This window comes from Shewanella sp. SM87 (assembly GCF_025653705.1).
In the GTDB taxonomy this organism is placed as follows: Bacteria; Pseudomonadota; Gammaproteobacteria; order Enterobacterales; family Shewanellaceae; genus Shewanella; species Shewanella oncorhynchi.
Genome location: NZ_JAKKSC010000054.1, coordinates 1 through 21,540, shown reverse-complemented (window position 1 = coordinate 21,540; position 21,540 = coordinate 1). Strand labels below are relative to the sequence as shown.

The following is a 21,540-nucleotide window of genomic DNA, read 5'->3' as shown; positions in this document are numbered from 1 at the left end:
CAGTAACTCTTCGTCATCTACCATGTCACATTTGTTCATGAACACGATGATGWAWGGTACGCCAACYTGACGAGAAAGCAGGATGTGCTCACGAGTCTGTGGCATTGGACCGTCTGTAGAAGCAACTACTAGAATCGCGCCGTCCATCTGTGCAGCACCAGTGATCATGTTTTTAACATAGTCAGCGTGGCCTGGGCAGTCTACGTGTGCGTAGTGACGTGAAGGCGTGTCATATTCGATGTGAGAGGTATTGATCGTAATACCGCGCTCACGCTCTTCTGGAGCGTTATCGATTTGAGAGAAGTCTTTAGCTTCGCCACCGTAGGTCTTAGCCAATACGTGAGAGATAGCTGCAGTCAGTGTGGTTTTACCATGGTCAACGTGACCAATGGTGCCCACGTTTACGTGAGGCTTAATACGTTCAAATTTAGCTTTTGCCACGATATATTCCTTTCTTTTCAGAATAGTCCAGTCAGTGCTGGACCATAATAACATTTATGTCGTAACTGGATATTAGCTACGAGATTCAATAATCGCTTTTGCAATGTTTTGCGGTGCATCAGAGTACTTCAAGAACTCCATAGAGTATGAAGCGCGACCCTGTGTAGCAGAGCGCAAATCAGTTGCATAACCAAACATTTCAGAAAGAGGCACTACAGCATGGACTATCTTGATGCCACCGAAGCCATCATCCATCCCTTCAATTAAGCCACGACGACGGTTCAAATCACCAACGACGTCACCCATATAATTTTCAGGGGTAGTTACTTCTACTTTCATGCAAGGTTCGAGCAACGCCGGATTCGCTTCAAGCGCACCCTTTTTGAAGCCCATAGAACCTGCAATTTTGAACGCCATCTCGTTCGAGTCCACATCATGATATGAACCATCGAACAGAGTGACCTTCACGTCCAACACAGGGAAGCCAGCGAGAACGCCATTCTTCATCTGTTCTTGGATACCTTTATCAACCGCAGGAATGAATTCACGAGGAATCACACCTCCCACAACTGCATTGACAAATTCGTAACCAGCGCCTTCTTCATTAGGCTCTAGTTTTAACCAAACGTGACCGAATTGTCCACGACCACCTGATTGGCGTACAAATTTACCTTCAGCTTCTACTGATGCTCGGATAGTTTCGCGGTAGGCCACTTGTGGCTTACCTACGTTACATTCAACACCGAATTCGCGACGCATACGGTCTACGATGATGTCTAAGTGTAACTCACCCATACCCGAAATCAGAGTTTGTGATGATTCTTCGTCAGTTTCAACTCGGAATGATGGATCTTCCGCTGCAAGTTTTTGCAACGCGATACCCATTTTGTCCTGATCGGCTTTTGACTTAGGCTCAACGGCAATGGTAATTACTGGCTCTGGGAACTCCATACGTTCCAAGATCACTCTATGATCGTTATCACAAAGCGTATCACCCGTAGTCACTTCTTTTAGACCAATCGCCGCTGCGATATCACCAGCACGGACTTCTTTCAGTTCAGTGCGATCGTTTGCGTGCATTTGCACCATGCGACCTACGCGTTCACGCTTCTGTTTGACAGAGTTGTAAACGCCCGAACCTGATTCGAGTACGCCTGAGTACACGCGAATAAAGGTCAAAGTTCCTACGAATGGATCTGTAGCAATCTTAAATGCCAATGCAGCAAAAGGCGCATTGTCATCTGATGGGCGTTCTACTTCTTGGTCATTCTCATCGATGCCCTTAATTGGAGGCACATCAATTGGCGCTGGCAAGAATTCAATAACCGCATCAAGTACCGCTTGAACGCCTTTGTTCTTAAATGCAGAACCACAAGTCGCTAAAACGATTTCATTATTTATAGTACGCTGACGTAGCGCCTTTTTAATTTCGTCTTCTGATAGCGCGCCTTCTTCAAGGTACTTATCCATCAGTTCATCCGAAGATTCGGCTGCTACTTCAACCAGATACTCATGCATTTCAGCCGCTTTAGCTGCTAACTCTGCAGGGATCTCCTCATAAGTGAAAGTCATACCCTGGTCTGATTCATTCCAGTTAATTGCTTTCATCTTGATTAAGTCGATCACGCCTTTGAAGTTTTCTTCTGCACCAATATTCAATTGAATAGGCACACAAGTGGCTCCAAGACGAGTTCTAATTTGCTTCACTACACGTTCAAAGTCTGCACCTGCACGGTCCATCTTGTTGATAAATACCAAACGTGGAACGCGGTATTTATCAGCTTGACGCCACACTGTTTCTGACTGAGGTTCAACACCAGATGAACCACAGAAAACGACAACAGCACCGTCGAGGACGCGCAGAGACCGTTCAACTTCAATAGTAAAGTCAACGTGACCAGGGGTATCGATGATATTGATGCGGTGTTCAGTGAATTGAGCATCCATACCACGCCAGAATGTGGTTACCGCAGCCGAGGTGATAGTGATACCACGCTCTTGCTCTTGAACCATCCAGTCTGTGGTAGCGGCGCCGTCATGCACCTCACCGATTTTATGAGACAAACCGGTATAGAACAGAACACGTTCTGTTGTGGTGGTTTTACCTGCGTCAACATGAGCACAAATACCGATATTACGATAACGCTCAATTGGGGTTGTACGAGCCACGATTATACCCTCTCCACCAAGACCTAAGTCTTGGCAATATCAACAACTATGGTGTGGGCCTAAGCCCACACCATCATATTACCAACGGTAATGAGCAAAGGCTTTGTTAGCTTCAGCCATGCGATGCACGTCTTCACGCTTCTTAACAGCAGTACCTTTGTTTTCAGACGCATCCAGCATTTCACCTGCCAGACGTAAAGCCATAGATTTTTCACCACGCTTACGAGCAGCTTCAACTAACCAGCGCATCGCCAGTGCGTTACGACGCACAGGACGAACTTCACATGGTACCTGGTACGTAGAACCACCAACGCGACGAGATTTAACTTCGACTGATGGGCGAACGTTGTCCAGGGCTGCTTCAAGGATAACTAAATGGTTTTCGCTTTTCTTTTCAGCGACAACATCTAGTGCCTTGTAAATAATTTTTTCTGCAGTCGACTTTTTGCCGTCTTGCATAATGACGTTGATGAACTTAGCCAGCAACTCACTGTGAAACTTTGGATCTGGTAGGATTTTACGTTGTCCTACAACGCGACGTCTTGGCATAACAATTCTCCGTATGCTTCAGGGATTTCCAAAACTGGAATTCTCAAAATAAAACTAGCTTGGCCTTACTTAACGGATAAGTTAAGACTTAGGACGCTTAGCACCGTATTTAGAACGGCTTTGGCGACGTGAAGTCACGCCTGCACAGTCTAATGCGCCACGAATAGTGTGATAACGCACACCTGGTAAGTCTTTAACACGACCACCACGGATTAAGATCACGCTATGTTCCTGCAGGTTGTGGCCTTCACCGCCGATGTACGAAGTAACTTCGAAACCGTTAGTTAGACGCACACGAGCTACTTTACGTAGTGCAGAGTTAGGTTTTTTAGGGGTAGTAGTGTACACACGTGTACAAACACCACGTTTTTGCGGGCACGCATTCAACGCAGGCACGTTAGTCTTGTCGACTTTTGGCGCGCGTGGCTTACGTACCAACTGGTTTACAGTTGCCATGTATAGCTCCGAGTCAGTTGAATCAAACTCAACGATAAGGTGTGAAAAATCTATATCCCACAATGGTGGGACGCGGAATTTTAGAAAGGTAATGCCTGACTGTCAAGAAATAGCCAACTTTTGCGGCATATTACAAGAAAAAAGGCGCCATAGGCGCCTTTTTATAACAAACTTATTACTTAATCTTGGCTACCAGCCAAGTTTAAGAGATCGGCCAAGTTCTGTTCGGCTTCACTTGCAGTGATCTTGTTCACTACTACAGGTTCGTTTTTCTTCGCACGCGCTTCATTACGAGTCTTGTGATAAGCGTAACCAGTACCGGCTGGGATCAGTCGGCCAACGATAACGTTTTCTTTCAGACCACGTAATTGATCGCTCTTACCACCGACGGCGGCTTCGGTCAGTACGCGCGTAGTTTCTTGGAACGATGCTGCTGAGATAAAGGATTCTGTTGCCAGAGATGCTTTAGTAATACCCAGTAGTTCACGTTCAAAGGTCGCAGGCACTTTACCTTGGGCGATCAGTTCGCGGTTAGCGATCTTCACGCGTGACACTTCAGCTTGTTCCCCTTCGAGGAAGTCAGTGTCACCGGCAGAAGTGATAAGACACTTACGCAGCATCTGACGGATGATCACTTCGATATGCTTATCGTTGATCTTCACGCCTTGCAGACGGTAAACGTCCTGTACTTCGTTCACAATATAGTTTGCTACGTTGTGGATACCACGAAGACGCAGAATGTCGTGTGCCGCTTCTGGACCGTCAGCGATAACTTCACCACGTTCGACTTTTTCACCTTCGAACACGTTTAAGTTACGCCACTTAGGGATCATCTCTTCATAATGATCGCCGCCATCAGCAGGTGTAATCACCAAACGACGCTTACCTTTGGTCTCTTTACCAAACGAGATGGTACCAGAGATTTCCGCCAGAATAGCAGGCTCTTTTGGCTTACGCGCTTCGAACAAGTCAGCAACGCGTGGCAGACCACCGGTGATGTCGCGAGTTTTAGACGATTCCTGAGGAATACGAGCTAATGCGTCACCCACGTTGATTTGCGCGTTATCTTCTAAGTTAACGATCGCACTACCTGGTAAGAAGTATTGTGCTGGTACTTCAGTACCTGGGATCATCAAGTCAGCACCATTAGCGCCAAGCAGACGGATCATTGGGCGCATTTCTTTACCCGCAGTACCACGCTGACCAACGTCAAGGATCACGATTGATGACAGACCCGTTAGTTCGTCTGTTTGACGTGTCATAGTGACACCGTCAATCATGTCTACGAACTTGATACTACCCGCCACTTCAGAAATGATTGGGTGAGTATGTGGATCCCAGTTAGCGATAACATCGCCCGCTTCAACAGCCGCTTCTTCTAGTTTCTCGAGCACAGTACCGTATGGCACTTTATAACGCTCTTTCTCACGACCCAGCTCGTCAATAACAGCCAGTTCAGAAGAACGAGAAACGATAACCAGTTTGCCGTCACTGTTAGTAACATGCTTAGCATTATGCAGTTTCAATGAACCCGAGTTTTTCACTTGGACATTGTTTTCTGCAGACGCTCTAGATGCCGCACCACCGATGTGGAACGTACGCATCGTTAACTGTGTACCTGGTTCACCGATAGATTGTGCTGCCACAACACCGATGGCTTCACCGTGGTTAATAATATGACCACGAGCCAAGTCACGACCGTAACAAGCTGCACACACACCGAAATCGGTATCACAAGAAATAACAGAACGTACAATCACTTCGTCGATTGAATGCTCTTCTAACTTGTCACACCATGCTTCGTCGAGTAGCGTGTTACGTGGTGCTAATACGTCTTCAGTGCCTGGATAGAACACATCAATCGCAACCACACGACCCAGTACGCGTTCACGTAACGGCTCAACCACATCACCACCTTCAATCAGCGGTTTCATGGTTAGACCTTCGTGAGTACCACAATCGTCTTCGATAACCACTAAATCTTGTGCAACGTCTACAAGACGACGAGTCAGGTAACCCGAGTTCGCTGTCTTCAATGCCGTATCTGCTAGACCTTTACGCGCACCGTGAGTAGAAATAAAGTACTGGAGTACGTTTAGACCTTCACGGAAGTTAGCGGTAATTGGCGTTTCGATGATTGAGCCGTCTGGCTTAGCCATCAGACCACGCATACCCGCCAACTGACGGATCTGTGCGGCACTACCACGAGCGCCTGAGTCAGCCATCATATAGATGCTGTTAAACGAGGCTTGTTTCTCTTCAACACCATCACGGTTAATCACTGTCTCAGTTGACAGGTTTTCCATCATAGCTTTAGAAACTTTTTCGTTGGCACTTGCCCAGATATCGATAACTTTGTTGTAACGCTCACCGGCTGTGACTAGACCAGATTGGAACTGCTCTTGAATTTCAAGAACTTCCGCTTCTGCATCAGCAACTAAGGTGTATTTCTCGTCTGGAATAACCATGTCATCGATACCGACAGAGGCACCAGAGATGGTTGCAAAACGGAAACCGGTATACATCAATTGGTCAGCGAAGATAACAGTATCTTTCAGACCCAGTTGACGATAACAGGTGTTTAACAGTTTAGAGATCTGCTTTTTGCCCATGTTCTGGTTAACCAGATCAAATGACAAACCTGCTGGCAGAATAAGTGACAGCAGAGCACGACCCACAGTCGTATCAACGATACGGCGTTGTTCAGTGCGCTCACCATCATCACCAATAATGGTTTCAGTGATACGAACTTTAACGCGGGCATGCAGTTCAGCAGCGCCAGTTGCGTAAGCTTTTTCAACTTCAGCAACAGACATAAATGCCATACCTTCACCACGGCCGTTAATACGCTCACGGCTGGTGTAGTACAGACCCAATACCACGTCTTGAGACGGGGTGATAACAGGCTCGCCGTTGGCTGGTGACAGGATGTTGTTGGTAGACATCATCAGGGCACGGGCTTCAAGCTGCGCTTCCAGTGTTAACGGTACGTGTACCGCCATTTGGTCACCGTCGAAGTCGGCGTTGTATGCCGCACAAACGAGTGGGTGTAACTGGATTGCTTTACCTTCAATCAGTACTGGTTCGAACGCTTGGATACCCAGTCTGTGCAGTGTTGGTGCACGGTTGAGCATCACTGGATGTTCGCGGATCACTTCATCCAGAACGTCCCAAACTTCCGCCACTTCACGCTCAACCATCTTCTTAGCCGCTTTGATGGTAGTAGCTAAGCCACGACCTTCTAGCTTGCCATAGATGAATGGCTTGAACAGTTCCAGTGCCATCTTCTTAGGAAGACCACATTGGTGCAGACGTAGAGTAGGACCTACGGTAATTACCGAACGACCAGAATAGTCAACGCGCTTACCCAACAAGTTCTGACGGAAACGACCTTGCTTACCTTTGATCATATCAGCCAAAGATTTCAGAGGACGCTTGTTAGAACCGGTAATAGCACGGCCACGACGACCGTTATCTAATAGCGCATCAACAGACTCTTGTAACATACGCTTTTCGTTGCGTACGATAATGTCTGGCGCAGCTAAATCTAACAGACGCTTCAAACGGTTGTTACGGTTGATCACGCGGCGATACAGGTCGTTAAGATCTGAAGTCGCGAAGCGGCCGCCATCGAGCGGTACCAACGGACGTAAGTCAGGTGGTAACACAGGCAGTACTTTTAAGATCATCCACTCAGGCTTGTTGCCTGAAGTGTAGAATGCTTCCATCAACTTAAGACGTTTAGTCACTTTCTTGCGACGAGTCTCAGAATTGATTGAAGGCAATTCTTCACGCATTTGTTCGATTTCTTTCGCTAAATCGATAGCACGTAACAGTTCAAGTACTGCTTCGGCACCCATTTTAGCTTCGAACTCATCACCGTATTCTTCTAATGCATCCAGATAAGTTTCTTCTGTCAGCATTTGGCCACGTTCAAGGCTGGTCATGCCAGGCTCGATCACGACAAATGATTCAAAATACAGTACGCGTTCGATATCACGCAGCGTCATATCCAGCATTAAGCCAATACGTGACGGCAGTGATTTTAAGAACCAAATGTGCGCAACTGGGCTAGCCAGTTCGATGTGACCCATACGCTCACGACGTACTTTAGTTTGGGTTACTTCAACGCCACACTTTTCACAAATAACACCACGGTGCTTCAAACGTTTGTACTTACCGCACAAACATTCGTAATCTTTGACTGGGCCAAAGATACGCGCACAGAACAGACCTTCACGCTCAGGCTTGAAGGTACGGTAGTTGATGGTTTCTGGCTTCTTAACTTCACCAAAAGACCAAGAACGGATCAGATCAGGCGATGCCAGACCAATTTTGATGCCGTTAAATTCTTCAGTCTTGCTTTGCTGTTTCAGAAACTTTAATAAGTCTTTCACGTTTCTCTCCTGAAGGAGTTAAACCGGGTGCTCCGCTTGCACGGAGCACCATTCTGTTTGCCAAACGCGGCTAAAGGCCTGCGCTTATGCCTGATCCAACTCGATATTAATACCGAGTGAACGGATCTCCTTCAGTAACACGTTGAAGGACTCTGGCATGCCAGGTTGCATCTGATGGTTACCGTCGACGATGTTCTTATACATCTGAGTACGACCGTTAACGTCATCCGATTTAACAGTGAGCATTTCTTGAAGCGTATAAGCGGCACCGTATGCTTCTAGTGCCCACACTTCCATCTCACCGAAACGCTGACCACCGAACTGAGCTTTACCGCCCAGTGGTTGTTGAGTCACTAAGCTGTACGAACCGGTAGAACGGGCGTGCATCTTGTCATCAACTAAGTGGTTCAGTTTGAGCATGTACATGTAACCTACCGTTACTTGACGCTCAAATTCGTTACCGGTACGACCATCAAACAACTTCAACTGACCAGAGGTTGGCAAACCTGCAAGTTCAAGCATCTGCTTGATCTCTTTCTCTTTAGCACCGTCGAATGCAGGAGTTGCAATCGGGATACCGCCTTTCAGGTTAGTCGCAAGACGTAATACTTCATCATCAGTGAATGAATCGATATCGACGCGCTGCTGCACTTCGTCACCTAATTCATAAACTTGCTTGATGTAACCACGAACTTCAGCCAGCTCACGCTGTTCTTCAAGCATCGCAGTGATCTTGTTACCAATGCCTTTGGCAGCGGCGCCCATATGGACTTCAAGTACCTGACCAATGTTCATACGTGATGGAACACCTAGCGGGTTCAATACGATGTCTACTGGGTTACCTTGTTCGTCATATGGCATGTCTTCGATTGGGCAAATCTTAGAGATAACACCCTTGTTACCGTGACGACCCGCCATCTTGTCACCAGGTTGAATAGTACGCTTAACCGCTAAGTAAACCTTAACGATCTTGAGTACGCCTGGCGCCAAGTCATCACCTTGGGTGATCTTGCGACGTTTGATTTCAAACTTCTTATCAAAGTCAGCTTTCAGCTCTTCATGCTGTTCAGCTAATTGCTCAAGTTCAGTTTGTTTTGCTTCATCGTCAATGACTTGAACCAATACATCTTTACGTGGCAACGCAGCAATTTGCGCTTCAGTGAAACCAGCACCGATTAACAGGTTACGCGCACGGCTCAATACACCTTCTTCAAGGATCTTGAACTCTTCACCTAAGTCTTTACGAGCTTGGGCAATGTGCATCTCTTCGATTTCAACTGCACGCTTGTCTTTTTCAACGCCGTCACGGGTAAATACCTGTACGTCGATGATAGTGCCCTTAACAGAGTTAGGAACACGCAGTGAACTGTCTTTAACATCAGACGCTTTCTCACCGAAGATAGCACGGAGTAACTTCTCTTCTGGCGTTAGCTGTGTTTCGCCTTTTGGCGTCACTTTACCAACCAGAATATCGCCGCCCTTCACTTCTGCACCAATGTAAACGATACCTGACTCGTCGAGTTTCGACAGAGCAGATTCACCTACGTTTGGAATATCAGCCGTGATTTCTTCGCTACCCAGTTTGGTATCACGAGCAATACAAGACAGCTCCTGAATGTGGATAGTGGTGAAACGGTCTTCTTGCGCTACGCGCTCAGAAATTAAGATCGAGTCTTCGAAGTTGTAACCGTTCCAAGGCATGAATGCGATACGCATGTTCTGGCCAAGGGCTAAGTCACCTAAGTCAGTAGACGGACCGTCTGCTAACACGTCACCACGAACGACTGGCTCACCAACAGCACAACAAGGGCGTTGGTTGATACAAGTGTTTTGGTTAGAACGGGTGTATTTAGTCAGGTTATAAATGTCGATACCGGCTTCGCCTGGGCGCAGCTCATCTTCATTTACTTTAACAACGATGCGGCTCGCATCAACGTAGTCTACAAAACCACCACGTTTAGCAACAACCACAACACCAGAGTCAACAGCCAAAGTACGTTCAATACCAGTACCTACTAGCGGCTTTTCAGAGCGCAGTGTGGGTACGGCTTGACGTTGCATGTTCGCACCCATCAAGGCACGGTTAGCATCGTCGTGTTCTAAGAACGGGATCAGTGACGCAGCAACAGAAATAATCTGTTGTGGCGAAACGTCCATATACTGGATGTCAGCAGCGCGCATAAAGGTTGATTCACCTTTATGACGACAAGCAATTTGCTCTTCTGCCATACGACCGCTAGCGTCAACTTCGATGTTCGCCTGTGCAATCACATAACGACCTTCTTCGATTGCTGACAAGTATTCCACTTCGTCAGTAATCACGCCGTCGATAACCTTGCGGTATGGCGTTTCTAGGAAGCCGTAAGAGTTAGTACGGGCAAAACTTGCTAATGAGTTGATTAGACCAATGTTTGGACCTTCAGGGGTCTCAATTGGACATAAACGACCATAATGCGTTGGATGTACGTCGCGGACTTCGAAGCCTGCACGTTCACGAGTCAAACCACCAGGGCCAAGTGCAGAAATACGACGCTTATGCGTTACTTCTGACAGCGGGTTGTTTTGGTCCATGAATTGTGACAGCTGAGAAGAACCGAAGAACTCTTTCACTGCAGCAGAAATTGGCTTAGCGTTGATCAAGTCTTGTGGCATCAGCTCGTTCAGATCGCCTAAAGACAGACGTTCACGCACGGCGCGCTCAACACGGACTAAACCAACACGGAATTGGTTTTCAGCCATTTCACCGACGCTACGAATACGACGGTTACCTAAGTGATCGATATCATCGACTTCGTCGAAACCGTTACGGATATGAATGATGTTCTTCATTACCGCGACGATGTCTTCTTTAGACAATACACCGCTACCTTCGTCATCAGGAATGCTGAGACGACGGTTGAACTTCATACGACCTACTTTAGACAGGTCATAACGCTCTTCACTGAAGAACAAGTTCTGGAATAGCGCTTCGGCAGCATCTTTGGTTGGTGGCTCGCCAGGACGCATCATACGATAGATCTCAACCAGCGCTTCTAAGCGGTTAGTGGTTGAATCGATACGCAGCGTATCTGAAATATAAGCACCATGATCTAGCTCGTTGATATACAACGTGCTGATATCTTTAATACCGGCCAATGATAGTTTAGCCAGATCTTCTAAGCTAATTTCACTGTTGGCAGAGACTAAAACTTCACCCGTGTCCGGATCGATATAATCTTGAGCAGCATATTTGCCCACGATATATTCAACTGGCACTTCAAGCTCAGTGGTATTGGTCTTTTCTAACTGACGAATGTGACGCGCAGTAATACGACGTCCCGCTTCAACCAGTACAGAACCTTCAGCGTCCTTGATGTCATAGCTGGCAGTTTCGCCACGCAGACGTTCAGGCACCAAAGACATGACCAGAGTATCTTTCTTGATCTTGAACTCAACGCGTTCGAAGAACAGATCGAGGATCTCTTGAGTAGAATATTCTAATGCACGTAACATGATGGTCGCTGGCAGTTTGCGGCGACGGTCAATACGCACAAATAGTGCATCTTTAGGATCGAATTCAAAGTCAAGCCATGAACCACGGTAAGGAATAATACGTGCGTTATACAGCACCTTACCTGATGAGTGGGTTTTACCACGGTCATGATCAAAGAACACGCCTGGAGAACGGTGTAATTGAGATACGATTACACGCTCAGTACCGTTGATAACAAAAGTACCGTTATCCGTCATCAATGGGATATCACCCATGTAGACTTCTTGTTCTTTAATATCTTTTACTGTGCCCGCCGCTGCTTCACGGTCATACAACACCATGCGTAATTTAACGCGTAGTGGAGCTGAATACGTAACACCACGGATCTGACACTCTTTCACATCAAAAACAGGCTCGCCAAGCTTATAGCTGACGTATTGCAGTTCTGAGTTACCAGAAAAGCTCTTGATGGGAAAAACGCTACGGAAGGCGGCTTCTAAACCGCGCTCACCGGTAGGATCTTGATCGGTGAACTTCTTAAAAGAGTCTAGCTGGATAGACAATAAATAAGGGATATCCAAAACTTTTGGACGCTTACCAAAGTCTTTGCGAATACGCTTCTTTTCAGAATAGGAGTAAACCATGGGTTTCCTCTGCTTACGAGATATGACCAAGACTGAATAAATAACTTAAGTTATTAAAATTCAGCACGTTTGCCCATCACCGTTGATGGCAAGAACCTAACCAGTAATCTCTGCTAGGGACTGCAAAATTTGGCGACAAACGGTGAAAAAAAATCGCCAGCGCATATAGCGCAAAAAAGGCCGACGGTTAAAAAACCGCCAGCCTCCACCCAAGTGGCTTGGGTGAGCAAGCTAAATAATAGCTTACTTAATTTCTACAGAAGCACCAGCTTCAGTAAGTTCTTTCTTCAGAGCTTCAGCTTCTTCTTTAGAAACGCCTTCTTTAACTGCTACTGGAGCAGCTTCAGACATAGCTTTAGCTTCTTTCAGGCCTAAACCAGTTGCGCCACGGATAGCTTTAATAACTGCAACTTTGTTGTCGCCGTGAGCAGTCAGAACTACGTTGAATTCTGTTTGTTCTTCAACAACAACTGCTTCTGCACCGCCAGAAACAACAGCAGCAGCGGCAGAAACGCCGAACTTCTCTTCCATAGCTTCGATCAGTTCAACAACTTCCATTACAGACATAGCTGCAAAGGCTTCTAAGATTTGGTCTTTAGTGATAGACATAACAAATGTTTCCTATTGTTCTGAATTCAATTTTATTAAGCAGCCAGCTTGAAATTAAGCGGCTTCTTGTTTTTGATCGCGCAGGGCGGCCAGTGTACGAACGAACTTGCCAGCAGATGCTTCTTTCATAGTCATCATTAACTGAGCTAGTGCTTCTTCGTATGTTGGCAGTTTCGCCAAACGATCAATTTCAGCTGCAGGGATGAAATTCCCTTCAAAGGCTGCGCCTTTAACTTCGAAGTTAGCTTGTTCTTTAGCAAAGTCTTTTAACAGACGTGCTGCAGCACCTGGGTGCTCTAAAGAAAAAGCAATCAAAGTTGGGCCAGTGAACGTTTCTGCTAGGCACTCAAAAGCAGTACCTTCAACAGCACGACGAGCTAGCGTGTTACGTACTACACGTACATATACACCAGCTTCGCGAGCTTTTTTACGCAGACCGGTCATAGCACCTACAGTCACACCGCGAGAATCAGCGGCAACTGCAGATAGCGCACCTTTGGCAGCTTCGTTGACTTCAGCAACAATCGCTTTTTTGTCTTCGAGTCTTAATGCCATTGGCTTTACTCCTGGATTCTACCTAGGGTATTCCCTAGTATTTACCATACTAAATACTTATGTATTTAGTGACTTACGGTGCAGATTATCCAGTAAAAAATTTTAGCTGGGGCCTGACACCGTCTACGCAGGAAATTAAGTTATTTTTACAAAAAACACCTGCGGTCTTGGACGGAAACCTGAGTTAAACTCCGCCTAAACGAGAGATAAAACAGGCTTCAACCCACAAAGTGCGCGCATTATAGACTAATGCACCCGCTTTGTAAAATTATAGAGTTGTTTCAAGCGTAGCTTGATCAACTGCAACACCTGCACCCATAGTGGTAGAGATGCTGATCTTTTTCACGAAAATGCCTTTAGCAACTGCAGGCTTAGCCTTTTTCAGTGCTGACACTAACGCTTCCAAGTTTTCTTTCAATTGAACTGGTGTGAAATCCACTTTACCGATAGTAGTGTGGATAATACCGTTCTTGTCGTTACGGTAACGAACTTGACCCGCTTTGGCGTTCTTAACAGCTTCAGCAACGTTTGGCGTTACTGTACCTGTTTTAGGGTTAGGCATTAAACCACGTGGGCCTAAGATTTGACCTAACATACCAACAACGCGCATTGCATCTGGAGATGCGATAACTACGTCAAAGTTCATTTCACCGGCTTTGATTTTCTCAGCCAGATCATCCATACCAACTAGCTCAGCGCCAGCAGCTTTAGCAGCTTCAGCATTTGCACCTTGTGTAAATACTGCAACGCGAACGTCACGACCAGTACCGTGTGGCAACACTGTTGCACCACGAACGTTTTGGTCAGATTTACGTGGGTCAATACCCAGGTTAACTGCTACGTCTACACTTTCAACGAATTTTGCAGTTGCTAATTCTTTTAACAGAGCAACAGCTTCGTTGATATCGTAGCTTTTAGTACCATCAACTTTTTCGCGAATTACGCGCATGCGTTTAGTTAGCTTTGCCATTATATTAATCCTCTACAACCAAACCCATTGAACGCGCAGTACCTTCGATTGAGCGAGTCATCGCTTCAATGTCAGCACCAGTCATATCGGCAGCTTTCAGTTCAGCAATTTCTTGAACTTTAGCGCGAGCGATAGTACCCACTTTCTGAGTGTTTGGACGTGGAGAACCTGATTTCAGGCCTGCAGCAGTCTTCAGTAAGTAAGACGCTGGAGAAGTCTTAGTTTCAAAAGTGAATGAACGGTCACTGTAAACAGTGATCACGACTGGAATAGGCATGCCTTTTTCCATTTTTTCTGTACGGGCGTTAAACGCTTTACAGAATTCCATGATGTTCACACCTTTTTGACCCAAAGCTGGACCAACTGGTGGTGATGGGTTCGCAGAACCGGATTTTACTTGTAGCTTAATATAAGCATCAATCTTCTTTGCCATCTGACATTTCCTCAGTTTGGGTTCAAACGCGCATCAGCGACATGCTGACATGCTCCCCCGAAAACAACGGGTGCGAATTATATAGAAATTCGCACCCGTTGCCAAACGGATTTTGTAGTTTATTTAATCAGCCTTTTTCAACTTGACTAAAATCAAGTTCAACAGGCGTAGAACGACCAAAGATCATCACTGATACTTTCACGCGGCTCTTGTCATAATCCACTTCTTCAACGGTGCCGTTAAAGTCAGCAAATGGACCATCACACACACGTACCACTTCACCAGGCTCAAATATAGTTCTATGAGTCGGTGACGCTGTCGTTTCTTGTAAGCGACGCAGAATTGCATCAACTTCTTTATCTGAAATTGGGGCAGGACGATCAGACGTTCCGCCAATAAAGCCTAAAACACGCGGGATGCTTTTGACTAAATGCCAGCTGTCATCGTTCATTTCCATCTGGACTAACACATAGCCAGGGAAAAACTTACGTTCGCTCTTGCGACGCTGACCTGCACGCATTTCGATGACTTCTTCAGTCGGAACCAATACTTCACCGAAGTATGCTTCCATGCCATGCATTTTAATATATTCAATCAGTGACTTACAAACTCGGCCTTCATAGCCTGAGAATGCCTGCACTACATACCATCTTTTTTTAGCTTCTTTAGCTTCAGTCATTCGAGGTGCCTATACGCCAGTGATAAAATTGACAATTCGCATTAACACAGCATCCATACCCCAAAGGATAAGAGCTAAGATACCTGTTGCTGCAAGGACAATAAAAGTGGTGTTTAGCGCTTCTTGACGCGTCGGCCATACAACCTTGCGCACTTCGATATGCGCTTCACGGGCAAAAGCTAACGCTTTTTTACCTTTTACAGTCTGAAGCGCAATAAAACCAGCAATAGCGAATGCAACGATAACACTAAGCGCACGTATGACGGCACTGGCTTCGCTATACATTTGATTGCCAATAACAGCAGCGGCTAGCAATACAATCACTAAACCCCACTTCACGATATCCAGAGAATTGTTCTGGTTTTCAGTATTTGTTGTCATCGGTTTTTCCGTTACTCAATACGGCCTGAGCTTAGAGCACATTAATTGACGGGCATAATCCCATTGCGAAGCGTAAACCTTCGTCCATCGCGATTGGGCAAATCAGAGTCACTACCATTTTGATGTTGTCGCCAGGCATTACCATCTCTACGCCTTCTGGCAGTTCGATAGTACCGGTTACGTCAGTTGTACGGAAGTAGAACTGTGGACGGTAGCCTTTGAAGAATGGAGTGTGACGTCCGCCTTCTTCTTTTGACAGAACATAAACTTCTGATTCAAAAGTGGTGTGTGGGTTGATTGAACCTGGTTTAGCCAATACTTGACCACGTTCTACGTCATCACGCTTAGTACCACGTAATAACACACCACAGTTCTCGCCTGCACGACCTTCGTCAAGCAGTTTACGGAACATTTCTACACCAGTACACGTTGTTTTAGTCGTTGTGCGAACACCAACGATTTCAACTTCGTCACCCACTTTAACAATACCACGCTCAACACGACCAGTRACTACTGTACCACGGCCTGAAATTGAGAATACGTCTTCGATTGGCAGTAGGAACGGCTTATCGATRTCACGTTGTGGTTCTGGAATGTAAGAATCCAGTGCTGCGGCTAATTCAAGGATCTTAGCTTCCCACTCTGGTTGACCTTCTAGGGCCTTCAGAGCTGAACCTTGGATTACTGGTAAATCATCACCTGGGAAATCGTATTCTGACAGAAGTTCACGCACTTCCATTTCAACCAATTCCAGTAACTCTTCGTCATCTACCATGTCACATTTGTTCATGAACACGATGATGAAAGGTACGCCAACCTGACGAGAAAGCAGGATGTGCTCACGAGTCTGTGGCATTGGACCGTCTGTAGARGCAACTACTAGAATCGCGCCGTCCATCTGTGCAGCACCAGTGATCATGTTTTTAACATAGTCAGCGTGGCCTGGGCAGTCTACGTGTGCGTAGTGACGTGAAGGCGTGTCATATTCGATGTGAGAGGTATTGATCGTAATACCGCGCTCACGCTCTTCTGGAGCGTTATCGATTTGAGAGAAGTCTTTAGCTTCGCCACCGTAGGTCTTAGCCAGTACGTGAGAGATAGCTGCAGTCAGTGTGGTTTTACCATGGTCAACGTGACCAATGGTGCCCACGTTTACATGGGGCTTAATACGTTCAAATTTAGCTTTAGCCATGGTAATGCCTCAGTCCAAGATTCTTGGTGATGAAAACTAACATATAGAAAAAATCCGATGCATTAAAATGACATCGAACCGATTATGTTTAGGCGTAGGAGCTAAATTTAGAGAGGCTGGTGCTGATAGGCAGATTCGAACTGCCGACCTCACCCTTACCAAGGGTGTGCTCTACCAACTGAGCCATATCAGCAACTAATTTGGAGCGGACAGCGGGAATCGAACCCGCGTTATCAGCTTGGAAGGCTGGAGTAATACCATTATACGATGTCCGCGCAACCTAACTAAGGCTACCTAACTACCTAGAAAAAGTGGTGGAGGGAGAAGGATTCGAACCTTCGAAGGCTGAGCCGTCAGATTTACAGTCTGATCCCTTTGGCCACTCGGGAACCCCTCCACATAAAATGGTGCCGGCACCAAGAGTCGAACTCGGGACCTACTGATTACAAGTCAGTTGCTCTACCAACTGAGCTATGCCGGCATTATCATTTCGGAACGGGATATTAGGTAAATGCGCTCCCAAGTGCAAGTAAAAAACGCCTATTTACGTAAAAAAAGCGCTTGAACGGTGTTTTTTTACACGTTATCCAACTTTGACGGCCAATTAAACAGCGAATACATCAAACGGTAACGGAAACACGACTGCAATCACCCATTTAGTATTGTTCCAAATATTCTCATAGTGTACTGTGCCTTTCCTAAGCTGAGGAAAGCCAATGACTTCTAAAAATTCAATTCAAAAAGCACTCTATCTCGCCTTCGAGCGCCTGCAATGGTCTGAGTTACGAGATTCAGTGCCGTTGACACTGAGTGAGCAAGACTTGGAGAACCTTAGAGGCATAAATGAAAAGATTTCCTTATCGGAAGTGACTGATATTTATCTTCCCCTTAGCCGACTACTGAATTTGATCGTTAAAGCTAAGCAACAACGAGGCTTAGTGGTTGATGAATTCCTCGGTCAAAAACCATCAAAAAGTCCTTACATCATTAGTATTGCTGGTAGTGTCGCCGTCGGGAAAAGCACCACAGCACGTATTTTGCAAGCTTTACTACGACACTGGCCTGAACACCCAAAAGTTGATTTGGTGACAACAGATGGTTTTTTGTATCCTCTGGCGGACTTAAAACGTAAAGGACTATTACAGCGTAAGGGATTTCCAGAAAGTTACGATATGAAAATGCTGGTTGAGTTTATCTCCGCCGTGAAATCCGGTCAGCCACATGTGAAAGCCCCTATCTATTCGCACGTCACCTATGACCGCGTTAAGAATCAGCATCAAACCGTTTCTCAGCCAGACATCTTAATTTTAGAAGGCTTGAATGTATTACAGACTGGACTCGACTCCCCCGTTGATACCCGTCGTCCTTTCGTCTCCGATTTTGTCGACTTTTCTATTTATGTCGATGCAGAAGAACCTTTGCTAAAACAATGGTATAAAGAACGATTTTTGCAGTTCCGCTCTGGTGCATTCAGTGACAAAAAATCTTATTTTCATCACTATTCAACGCTAACCGACGATGAAGCAAATACGATTGCCGCTAATATTTGGGACACAATCAATGGTCCAAACCTACAACTTAACATTCAACCGACCCGTGAGAGGGCCCATTTGATCCTGCAGAAAGGTCAGGATCATTTGATGTCCCACGTGCTAATGCGCAAATAGCCTTTGTAAAATTGACTCTTGCGTACTTAGCGTGCCCTTAAGCTAATTTCACCGCCGATAAATGCTTGAACACCATCAGCGGTTTCGAGCAAAACTGCACCTTGCTCATCAACGCCACGACAAATTCCTTCGACAGACTTTTCCCCCATAAGCAAACGTATTTCACGGCCATAAAATAAGTCCGCAGCTTGCCAACGAGTCTTGAATGCAGCTAATCCTTCACGCTCAAATAACTGAATATCACGCTTAAGCTGCTTCTGTAATGCAATAACAAGCGCCGTCTTGTCAGGCATGTCGACCAACTCTGACAAATCACTCCAAGGCTGATCGATATCTTTACCTTGTTCCTCTGACATAGCCATATTGACACCAACACCTATGATAAGCTGGCACAGGCTATCAGCCTGCCCCGACATTTCAATCAAGATCCCGGCAAGCTTCTTGTTATCCAAATAGATGTCATTGGGCCACTTAACACCAATATTCTCGACGCCAAAAGATTTAAGCACTTCAACCAATGTACAGGCCACCACTAAACTTAATCCCATTGCCTGCGCCATTCCCTGCGGGAAAGTCCAAAACAGCGAGAAATATAAGTGATGCCCATAGGGCGACACCCAAGTTCGGCCTCGACGACCACGACCTGCGGATTGATACTCTGCCACACACACATCACCATTCTTCAATTCAGTAATATGGTCCAGCAAAAAACTGTTGGTGCTTGCTATCTCATCAAAGTAAAAGCAACGGTTATCAATTGATTGCACTAAACGTGAAGCATCAATCAAAGAAATAGGATTCGCTAACTTATAGCCGCGACCTTTGACGCTATAAATTGCCACACCATAGGTTTCTAGCGCATCGATGTGCTTATTCACTGCGGCACGCGAAATCCCAAGTTCAGTGGCTAACTGCTCGCCAGAAACAAATTGCCCGCTAGATAATAAAGCTAATATCTGGCGTTTTCTTCCCCAATGATCAGACATGCAAATCTCCTTCGCCATTAGCCCCGATGATTCTAGGCTCGGCTTCTAGCACAACACCAAATTTATCCTGTACTTGCGCAATAACATGCAGCGCTAGGCGGCAAATATCATGCCCCGTTGCTCCGCCTCGATTCACTAACACTAAGGCTTGCTTGTCATGCACTGCCACATTGCCGAGCACAAAACCTTTCAGTCCCGCTTGCTCAATCAACCAGCCTGCAGCCAATTTCACTGTTGCATCCGCTTGTGCGTAGCCCACTATAGTCGGAAAACGCTGTGCTAAATCTAGATAACAGGCTGCGCTTACAATGGGGTTTTTAAAGAAACTGCCTGCATTGCCGAGCACTGCGGGATCAGGAAGCTTTTCACTTCGTACTTGGCATACGCGCTCAAAAATCTCATGCGCTGTAACGGTTGCAGGATCAAACGATTGCAATGGACCATAGGCCAAACGCGGTTGCCAACGTTTAGCTAAACGCAGCCCAACAGCTGTGACTACAGCGAGATTGCGCAATTTGTCTTTGAAAATAGACTCACGGTAAGCAAATTGACACTCAGATGTACTGATGCGCACAAACTCACCTGAGGGTAAATCAAGATACTCAACCCAATCACACACATCACATAGTTCAACACCATAAGCGCCAATATTCTGAATAGGTGCTGCACCAACCGTCCCAGGAATTAATGCCATATTCTCCAGCCCAAACATACCATGCTCGAGCGTAAACTGAATTAACTCGTGCCAATTCTCACCCGCCTCAACATCGAGATAAAACGCTTCTGTGTCTTCAGATACTTTTATCCCTTTCGATAAAATCCTGACAACTGTGCCGTTAAAGTCCTCCGTAAAGACCAGATTGCTACCGCCACCAAGCACCAACATAGGCAATTGCTGTTGCCATAGTGGCAGACATATCGCCTTAACAGCTTCTTTTGAGTACGCCTCAACAAGATCCGCGCAAGACTGGGCTAAACCAAAGGAATTAAATGATTGAAGGCTATGAGATAGAGACATGTGTTTGTTCAATGACGACAAAAACGTATTGTAACTGCTAAAAGCGAGGATTGCAGCTCATGCTAGAGAAGATGGCAGGATGAAGAACTGAGAGAAAAGCAGGAAAATCAGTCCAATTAACAAATTGCAGACGCAAAAAAGCCAGCTTATTTAGCTGGCTTGGTTACATCTCAATGAGATAATTAGGCGCTTGGCGATGACCTACTCTCACATGGGGGGGAAATCATCGCGCTATCAATACGGAGTATTTAGCCATGATTAAACGCGAAGAAGCTTGTCTTCGTAGCTGGGGAGTCCGCTTAGCGGCGGGCGACCGCCATGGATGGTGGAAGTGTCAATATTGGAGGAACATTTATTGACCGACATCGAGATAAGTTTTCGCGAAGCAAATAAACACAAAAACCCTAGCGGTTTAGGCTAGGGCTTTGGTGTTTAATTGGATGCTTGGCGATGACCTACTCTCACATGGGGAGACCCCACACTACCATCGGCGCGTTTGCGTTTCACTTCTGAGTTCGGGATGGGATCAGGTGGTTCCACAAGGCTATTGTCACCAAGCAAATTCTGTTTATTACCGTGTCCATCRCTGGMYCACGYTAATAATAATTCGGAAAGCTGATTTKCTTTGTTTGAGTTCAAACTTTATCAAGTGTMGATATTCTGTCTAAGGTCCGTAAAACCCATCTGGGTTGTATGGTTAAGCCTCTCGAGTCATTAGTACATGTTAGCTCAACGCCTCACAACGCTTACACACCATGCCTATCAACGTCCTAGTCTCGAACGGCTCTTTAGAGGAATTAAATTCCTAGGGATGACTCATCTTAGGGCTCGCTTCCCGCTTAGATGCTTTCAGCGGTTATCGATTCCGAACGTAGCTACCGGGCAATGCCATTGGCATGACAACCCGAACACCAGCGGTTCG

At 46.0% G+C, this 21,540-nt stretch carries 16 protein-coding genes, 4 tRNA genes and 2 rRNA genes; 1 reads left to right on the top strand and 21 read right to left on the bottom strand.

Going from position 1 to position 21,540, the window contains the following annotated elements:
- From L5M11_RS22910 to L5M11_RS22830, 17 genes are all read right to left on the bottom strand, one after another.
- A partial coding sequence (locus L5M11_RS22910; protein ID WP_263193352.1) for a GTP-binding protein occupies positions 1-441 on the bottom strand: 441 nt, incomplete at its 3' end.
- A 72-nt stretch (positions 442-513) separates the two neighbouring features.
- Positions 514-2,610 carry an elongation factor G gene (gene fusA / locus L5M11_RS22905; protein WP_263180356.1) on the bottom strand — a complete coding sequence of 699 codons (2,097 nt, stop codon included), beginning with the start codon at positions 2,608-2,610 and terminating at the stop codon, positions 514-516.
- A gap of 78 nt (positions 2,611-2,688) precedes the next feature.
- The gene (gene rpsG, locus L5M11_RS22900; RefSeq protein WP_011787570.1) at positions 2,689-3,159 is read right to left on the bottom strand and encodes a 30S ribosomal protein S7; all 471 of its coding nucleotides are present in this window, start codon (positions 3,157-3,159) and stop codon (positions 2,689-2,691) included.
- A gap of 81 nt (positions 3,160-3,240) precedes the next feature.
- On the bottom strand, positions 3,241-3,615 hold the full coding sequence (rpsL, locus tag L5M11_RS22895; RefSeq protein ID WP_006083605.1) for a 30S ribosomal protein S12: 375 nt from the start codon (positions 3,613-3,615) through the stop codon (positions 3,241-3,243).
- 179 nt (positions 3,616-3,794) lie between these two features.
- Positions 3,795-8,012 (bottom strand): DNA-directed RNA polymerase subunit beta', encoded by a 4,218-nt coding sequence (rpoC, locus tag L5M11_RS22890; RefSeq protein WP_105251033.1) that lies wholly within the window; start codon positions 8,010-8,012, stop codon positions 3,795-3,797.
- Between the two features lie 84 nt (positions 8,013-8,096).
- Complete coding sequence (gene rpoB, locus L5M11_RS22885) at positions 8,097-12,128, bottom strand: DNA-directed RNA polymerase subunit beta (protein ID WP_105251032.1); 4,032 nt, start codon at positions 12,126-12,128, stop codon at positions 8,097-8,099.
- A gap of 243 nt (positions 12,129-12,371) precedes the next feature.
- A complete protein-coding gene (rplL, locus tag L5M11_RS22880; RefSeq protein WP_105251031.1) occupies positions 12,372-12,737 on the bottom strand; it encodes a 50S ribosomal protein L7/L12 in 366 nt (121 codons plus the stop codon).
- A 54-nt stretch (positions 12,738-12,791) separates the two neighbouring features.
- Positions 12,792-13,292: a 50S ribosomal protein L10 gene (rplJ, locus tag L5M11_RS22875; RefSeq protein WP_006083609.1), complete on the bottom strand. Its 501-nt coding sequence runs from the start codon at positions 13,290-13,292 to the stop codon at positions 12,792-12,794.
- A gap of 268 nt (positions 13,293-13,560) precedes the next feature.
- A complete protein-coding gene (gene rplA, locus L5M11_RS22870; protein ID WP_105251030.1) occupies positions 13,561-14,262 on the bottom strand; it encodes a 50S ribosomal protein L1 in 702 nt (233 codons plus the stop codon).
- Positions 14,263-14,266: 4 nt separating this feature from the next.
- Positions 14,267-14,695, bottom strand: coding sequence for a 50S ribosomal protein L11 (gene rplK / locus L5M11_RS22865; RefSeq protein ID WP_006083611.1), 429 nt, complete (start codon positions 14,693-14,695; stop codon positions 14,267-14,269).
- Between the two features lie 127 nt (positions 14,696-14,822).
- On the bottom strand, positions 14,823-15,374 hold the full coding sequence (gene nusG, locus L5M11_RS22860; protein WP_263193350.1) for a transcription termination/antitermination protein NusG: 552 nt from the start codon (positions 15,372-15,374) through the stop codon (positions 14,823-14,825).
- A 9-nt stretch (positions 15,375-15,383) separates the two neighbouring features.
- Complete coding sequence (gene secE, locus L5M11_RS22855) at positions 15,384-15,755, bottom strand: preprotein translocase subunit SecE (protein ID WP_006083613.1); 372 nt, start codon at positions 15,753-15,755, stop codon at positions 15,384-15,386.
- Positions 15,756-15,786: 31 nt separating this feature from the next.
- Positions 15,787-16,947: an elongation factor Tu gene (gene tuf, locus L5M11_RS22850; RefSeq protein ID WP_263193348.1), complete on the bottom strand. Its 1,161-nt coding sequence runs from the start codon at positions 16,945-16,947 to the stop codon at positions 15,787-15,789.
- 117 nt (positions 16,948-17,064) lie between these two features.
- Positions 17,065-17,140 (bottom strand) — tRNA-Thr (locus L5M11_RS22845).
- 8 nt (positions 17,141-17,148) lie between these two features.
- Positions 17,149-17,222, bottom strand: a tRNA-Gly gene (locus L5M11_RS22840).
- 37 nt (positions 17,223-17,259) lie between these two features.
- Positions 17,260-17,344 (bottom strand) — tRNA-Tyr (locus L5M11_RS22835).
- Positions 17,345-17,352: 8 nt separating this feature from the next.
- Positions 17,353-17,428, bottom strand: a tRNA-Thr gene (locus tag L5M11_RS22830).
- A 235-nt stretch (positions 17,429-17,663) separates the two neighbouring features.
- Here L5M11_RS22830 and coaA point away from each other — a divergent pair.
- Positions 17,664-18,614: a type I pantothenate kinase gene (gene coaA, locus L5M11_RS22825; RefSeq protein ID WP_105251027.1), complete on the top strand. Its 951-nt coding sequence runs from the start codon at positions 17,664-17,666 to the stop codon at positions 18,612-18,614.
- A gap of 26 nt (positions 18,615-18,640) precedes the next feature.
- On the opposite strand, the gene birA is transcribed toward coaA, so the two are convergent.
- The 4 genes from birA to L5M11_RS22805 all read right to left on the bottom strand — a co-directional run.
- Positions 18,641-19,600, bottom strand: a complete 960-nt coding sequence (birA, locus tag L5M11_RS22820; protein WP_263193346.1) for a bifunctional biotin--[acetyl-CoA-carboxylase] ligase/biotin operon repressor BirA — start codon at positions 19,598-19,600, stop codon at positions 18,641-18,643.
- Complete coding sequence (murB, locus tag L5M11_RS22815; protein WP_263193344.1) at positions 19,593-20,618, bottom strand: UDP-N-acetylmuramate dehydrogenase; 1,026 nt, start codon at positions 20,616-20,618, stop codon at positions 19,593-19,595. The genes birA and murB overlap by 8 nt, the downstream gene beginning before the upstream one ends.
- Positions 20,619-21,060: 442 nt before the next feature.
- Positions 21,061-21,176: ribosomal RNA gene (gene rrf / locus L5M11_RS22810) — 5S ribosomal RNA — on the bottom strand.
- Positions 21,177-21,311: 135 nt separating this feature from the next.
- Positions 21,312-21,540 (bottom strand): 23S ribosomal RNA (locus tag L5M11_RS22805); the annotation flags it as partial.

Bases quoted from the DNA above. Each gene is read 5' to 3' on its own strand.
- rpsG (WP_011787570.1), bottom strand. From the start codon at position 3,159: ATGCCAAGACGTCGCGTTGTAGGACAACGTAAAATCCTACCAGATCCA.
- rpsL (WP_006083605.1), bottom strand. From the start codon at position 3,615: ATGGCAACTGTAAACCAGTTGGTACGTAAGCCACGCGCGCCAAAAGTC.
- rpoB (WP_105251032.1), bottom strand. From the start codon at position 12,128: ATGGTTTACTCCTATTCTGAAAAGAAGCGTATTCGCAAAGACTTTGGT.
- rplL (WP_105251031.1), bottom strand. From the start codon at position 12,737: ATGTCTATCACTAAAGACCAAATCTTAGAAGCCTTTGCAGCTATGTCT.
- rplJ (WP_006083609.1), bottom strand. From the start codon at position 13,292: ATGGCATTAAGACTCGAAGACAAAAAAGCGATTGTTGCTGAAGTCAAC.
- rplA (WP_105251030.1), bottom strand. From the start codon at position 14,262: ATGGCAAAGCTAACTAAACGCATGCGCGTAATTCGCGAAAAAGTTGAT.
- rplK (WP_006083611.1), bottom strand. From the start codon at position 14,695: ATGGCAAAGAAGATTGATGCTTATATTAAGCTACAAGTAAAATCCGGT.
- nusG (WP_263193350.1), bottom strand. From the start codon at position 15,374: ATGACTGAAGCTAAAGAAGCTAAAAAAAGATGGTATGTAGTGCAGGCA.
- secE (WP_006083613.1), bottom strand. From the start codon at position 15,755: ATGACAACAAATACTGAAAACCAGAACAATTCTCTGGATATCGTGAAG.
- coaA (WP_105251027.1), top strand. From the start codon at position 17,664: ATGACTTCTAAAAATTCAATTCAAAAAGCACTCTATCTCGCCTTCGAG.
- birA (WP_263193346.1), bottom strand. From the start codon at position 19,600: ATGTCTGATCATTGGGGAAGAAAACGCCAGATATTAGCTTTATTATCT.
- murB (WP_263193344.1), bottom strand. From the start codon at position 20,618: ATGTCTCTATCTCATAGCCTTCAATCATTTAATTCCTTTGGTTTAGCC.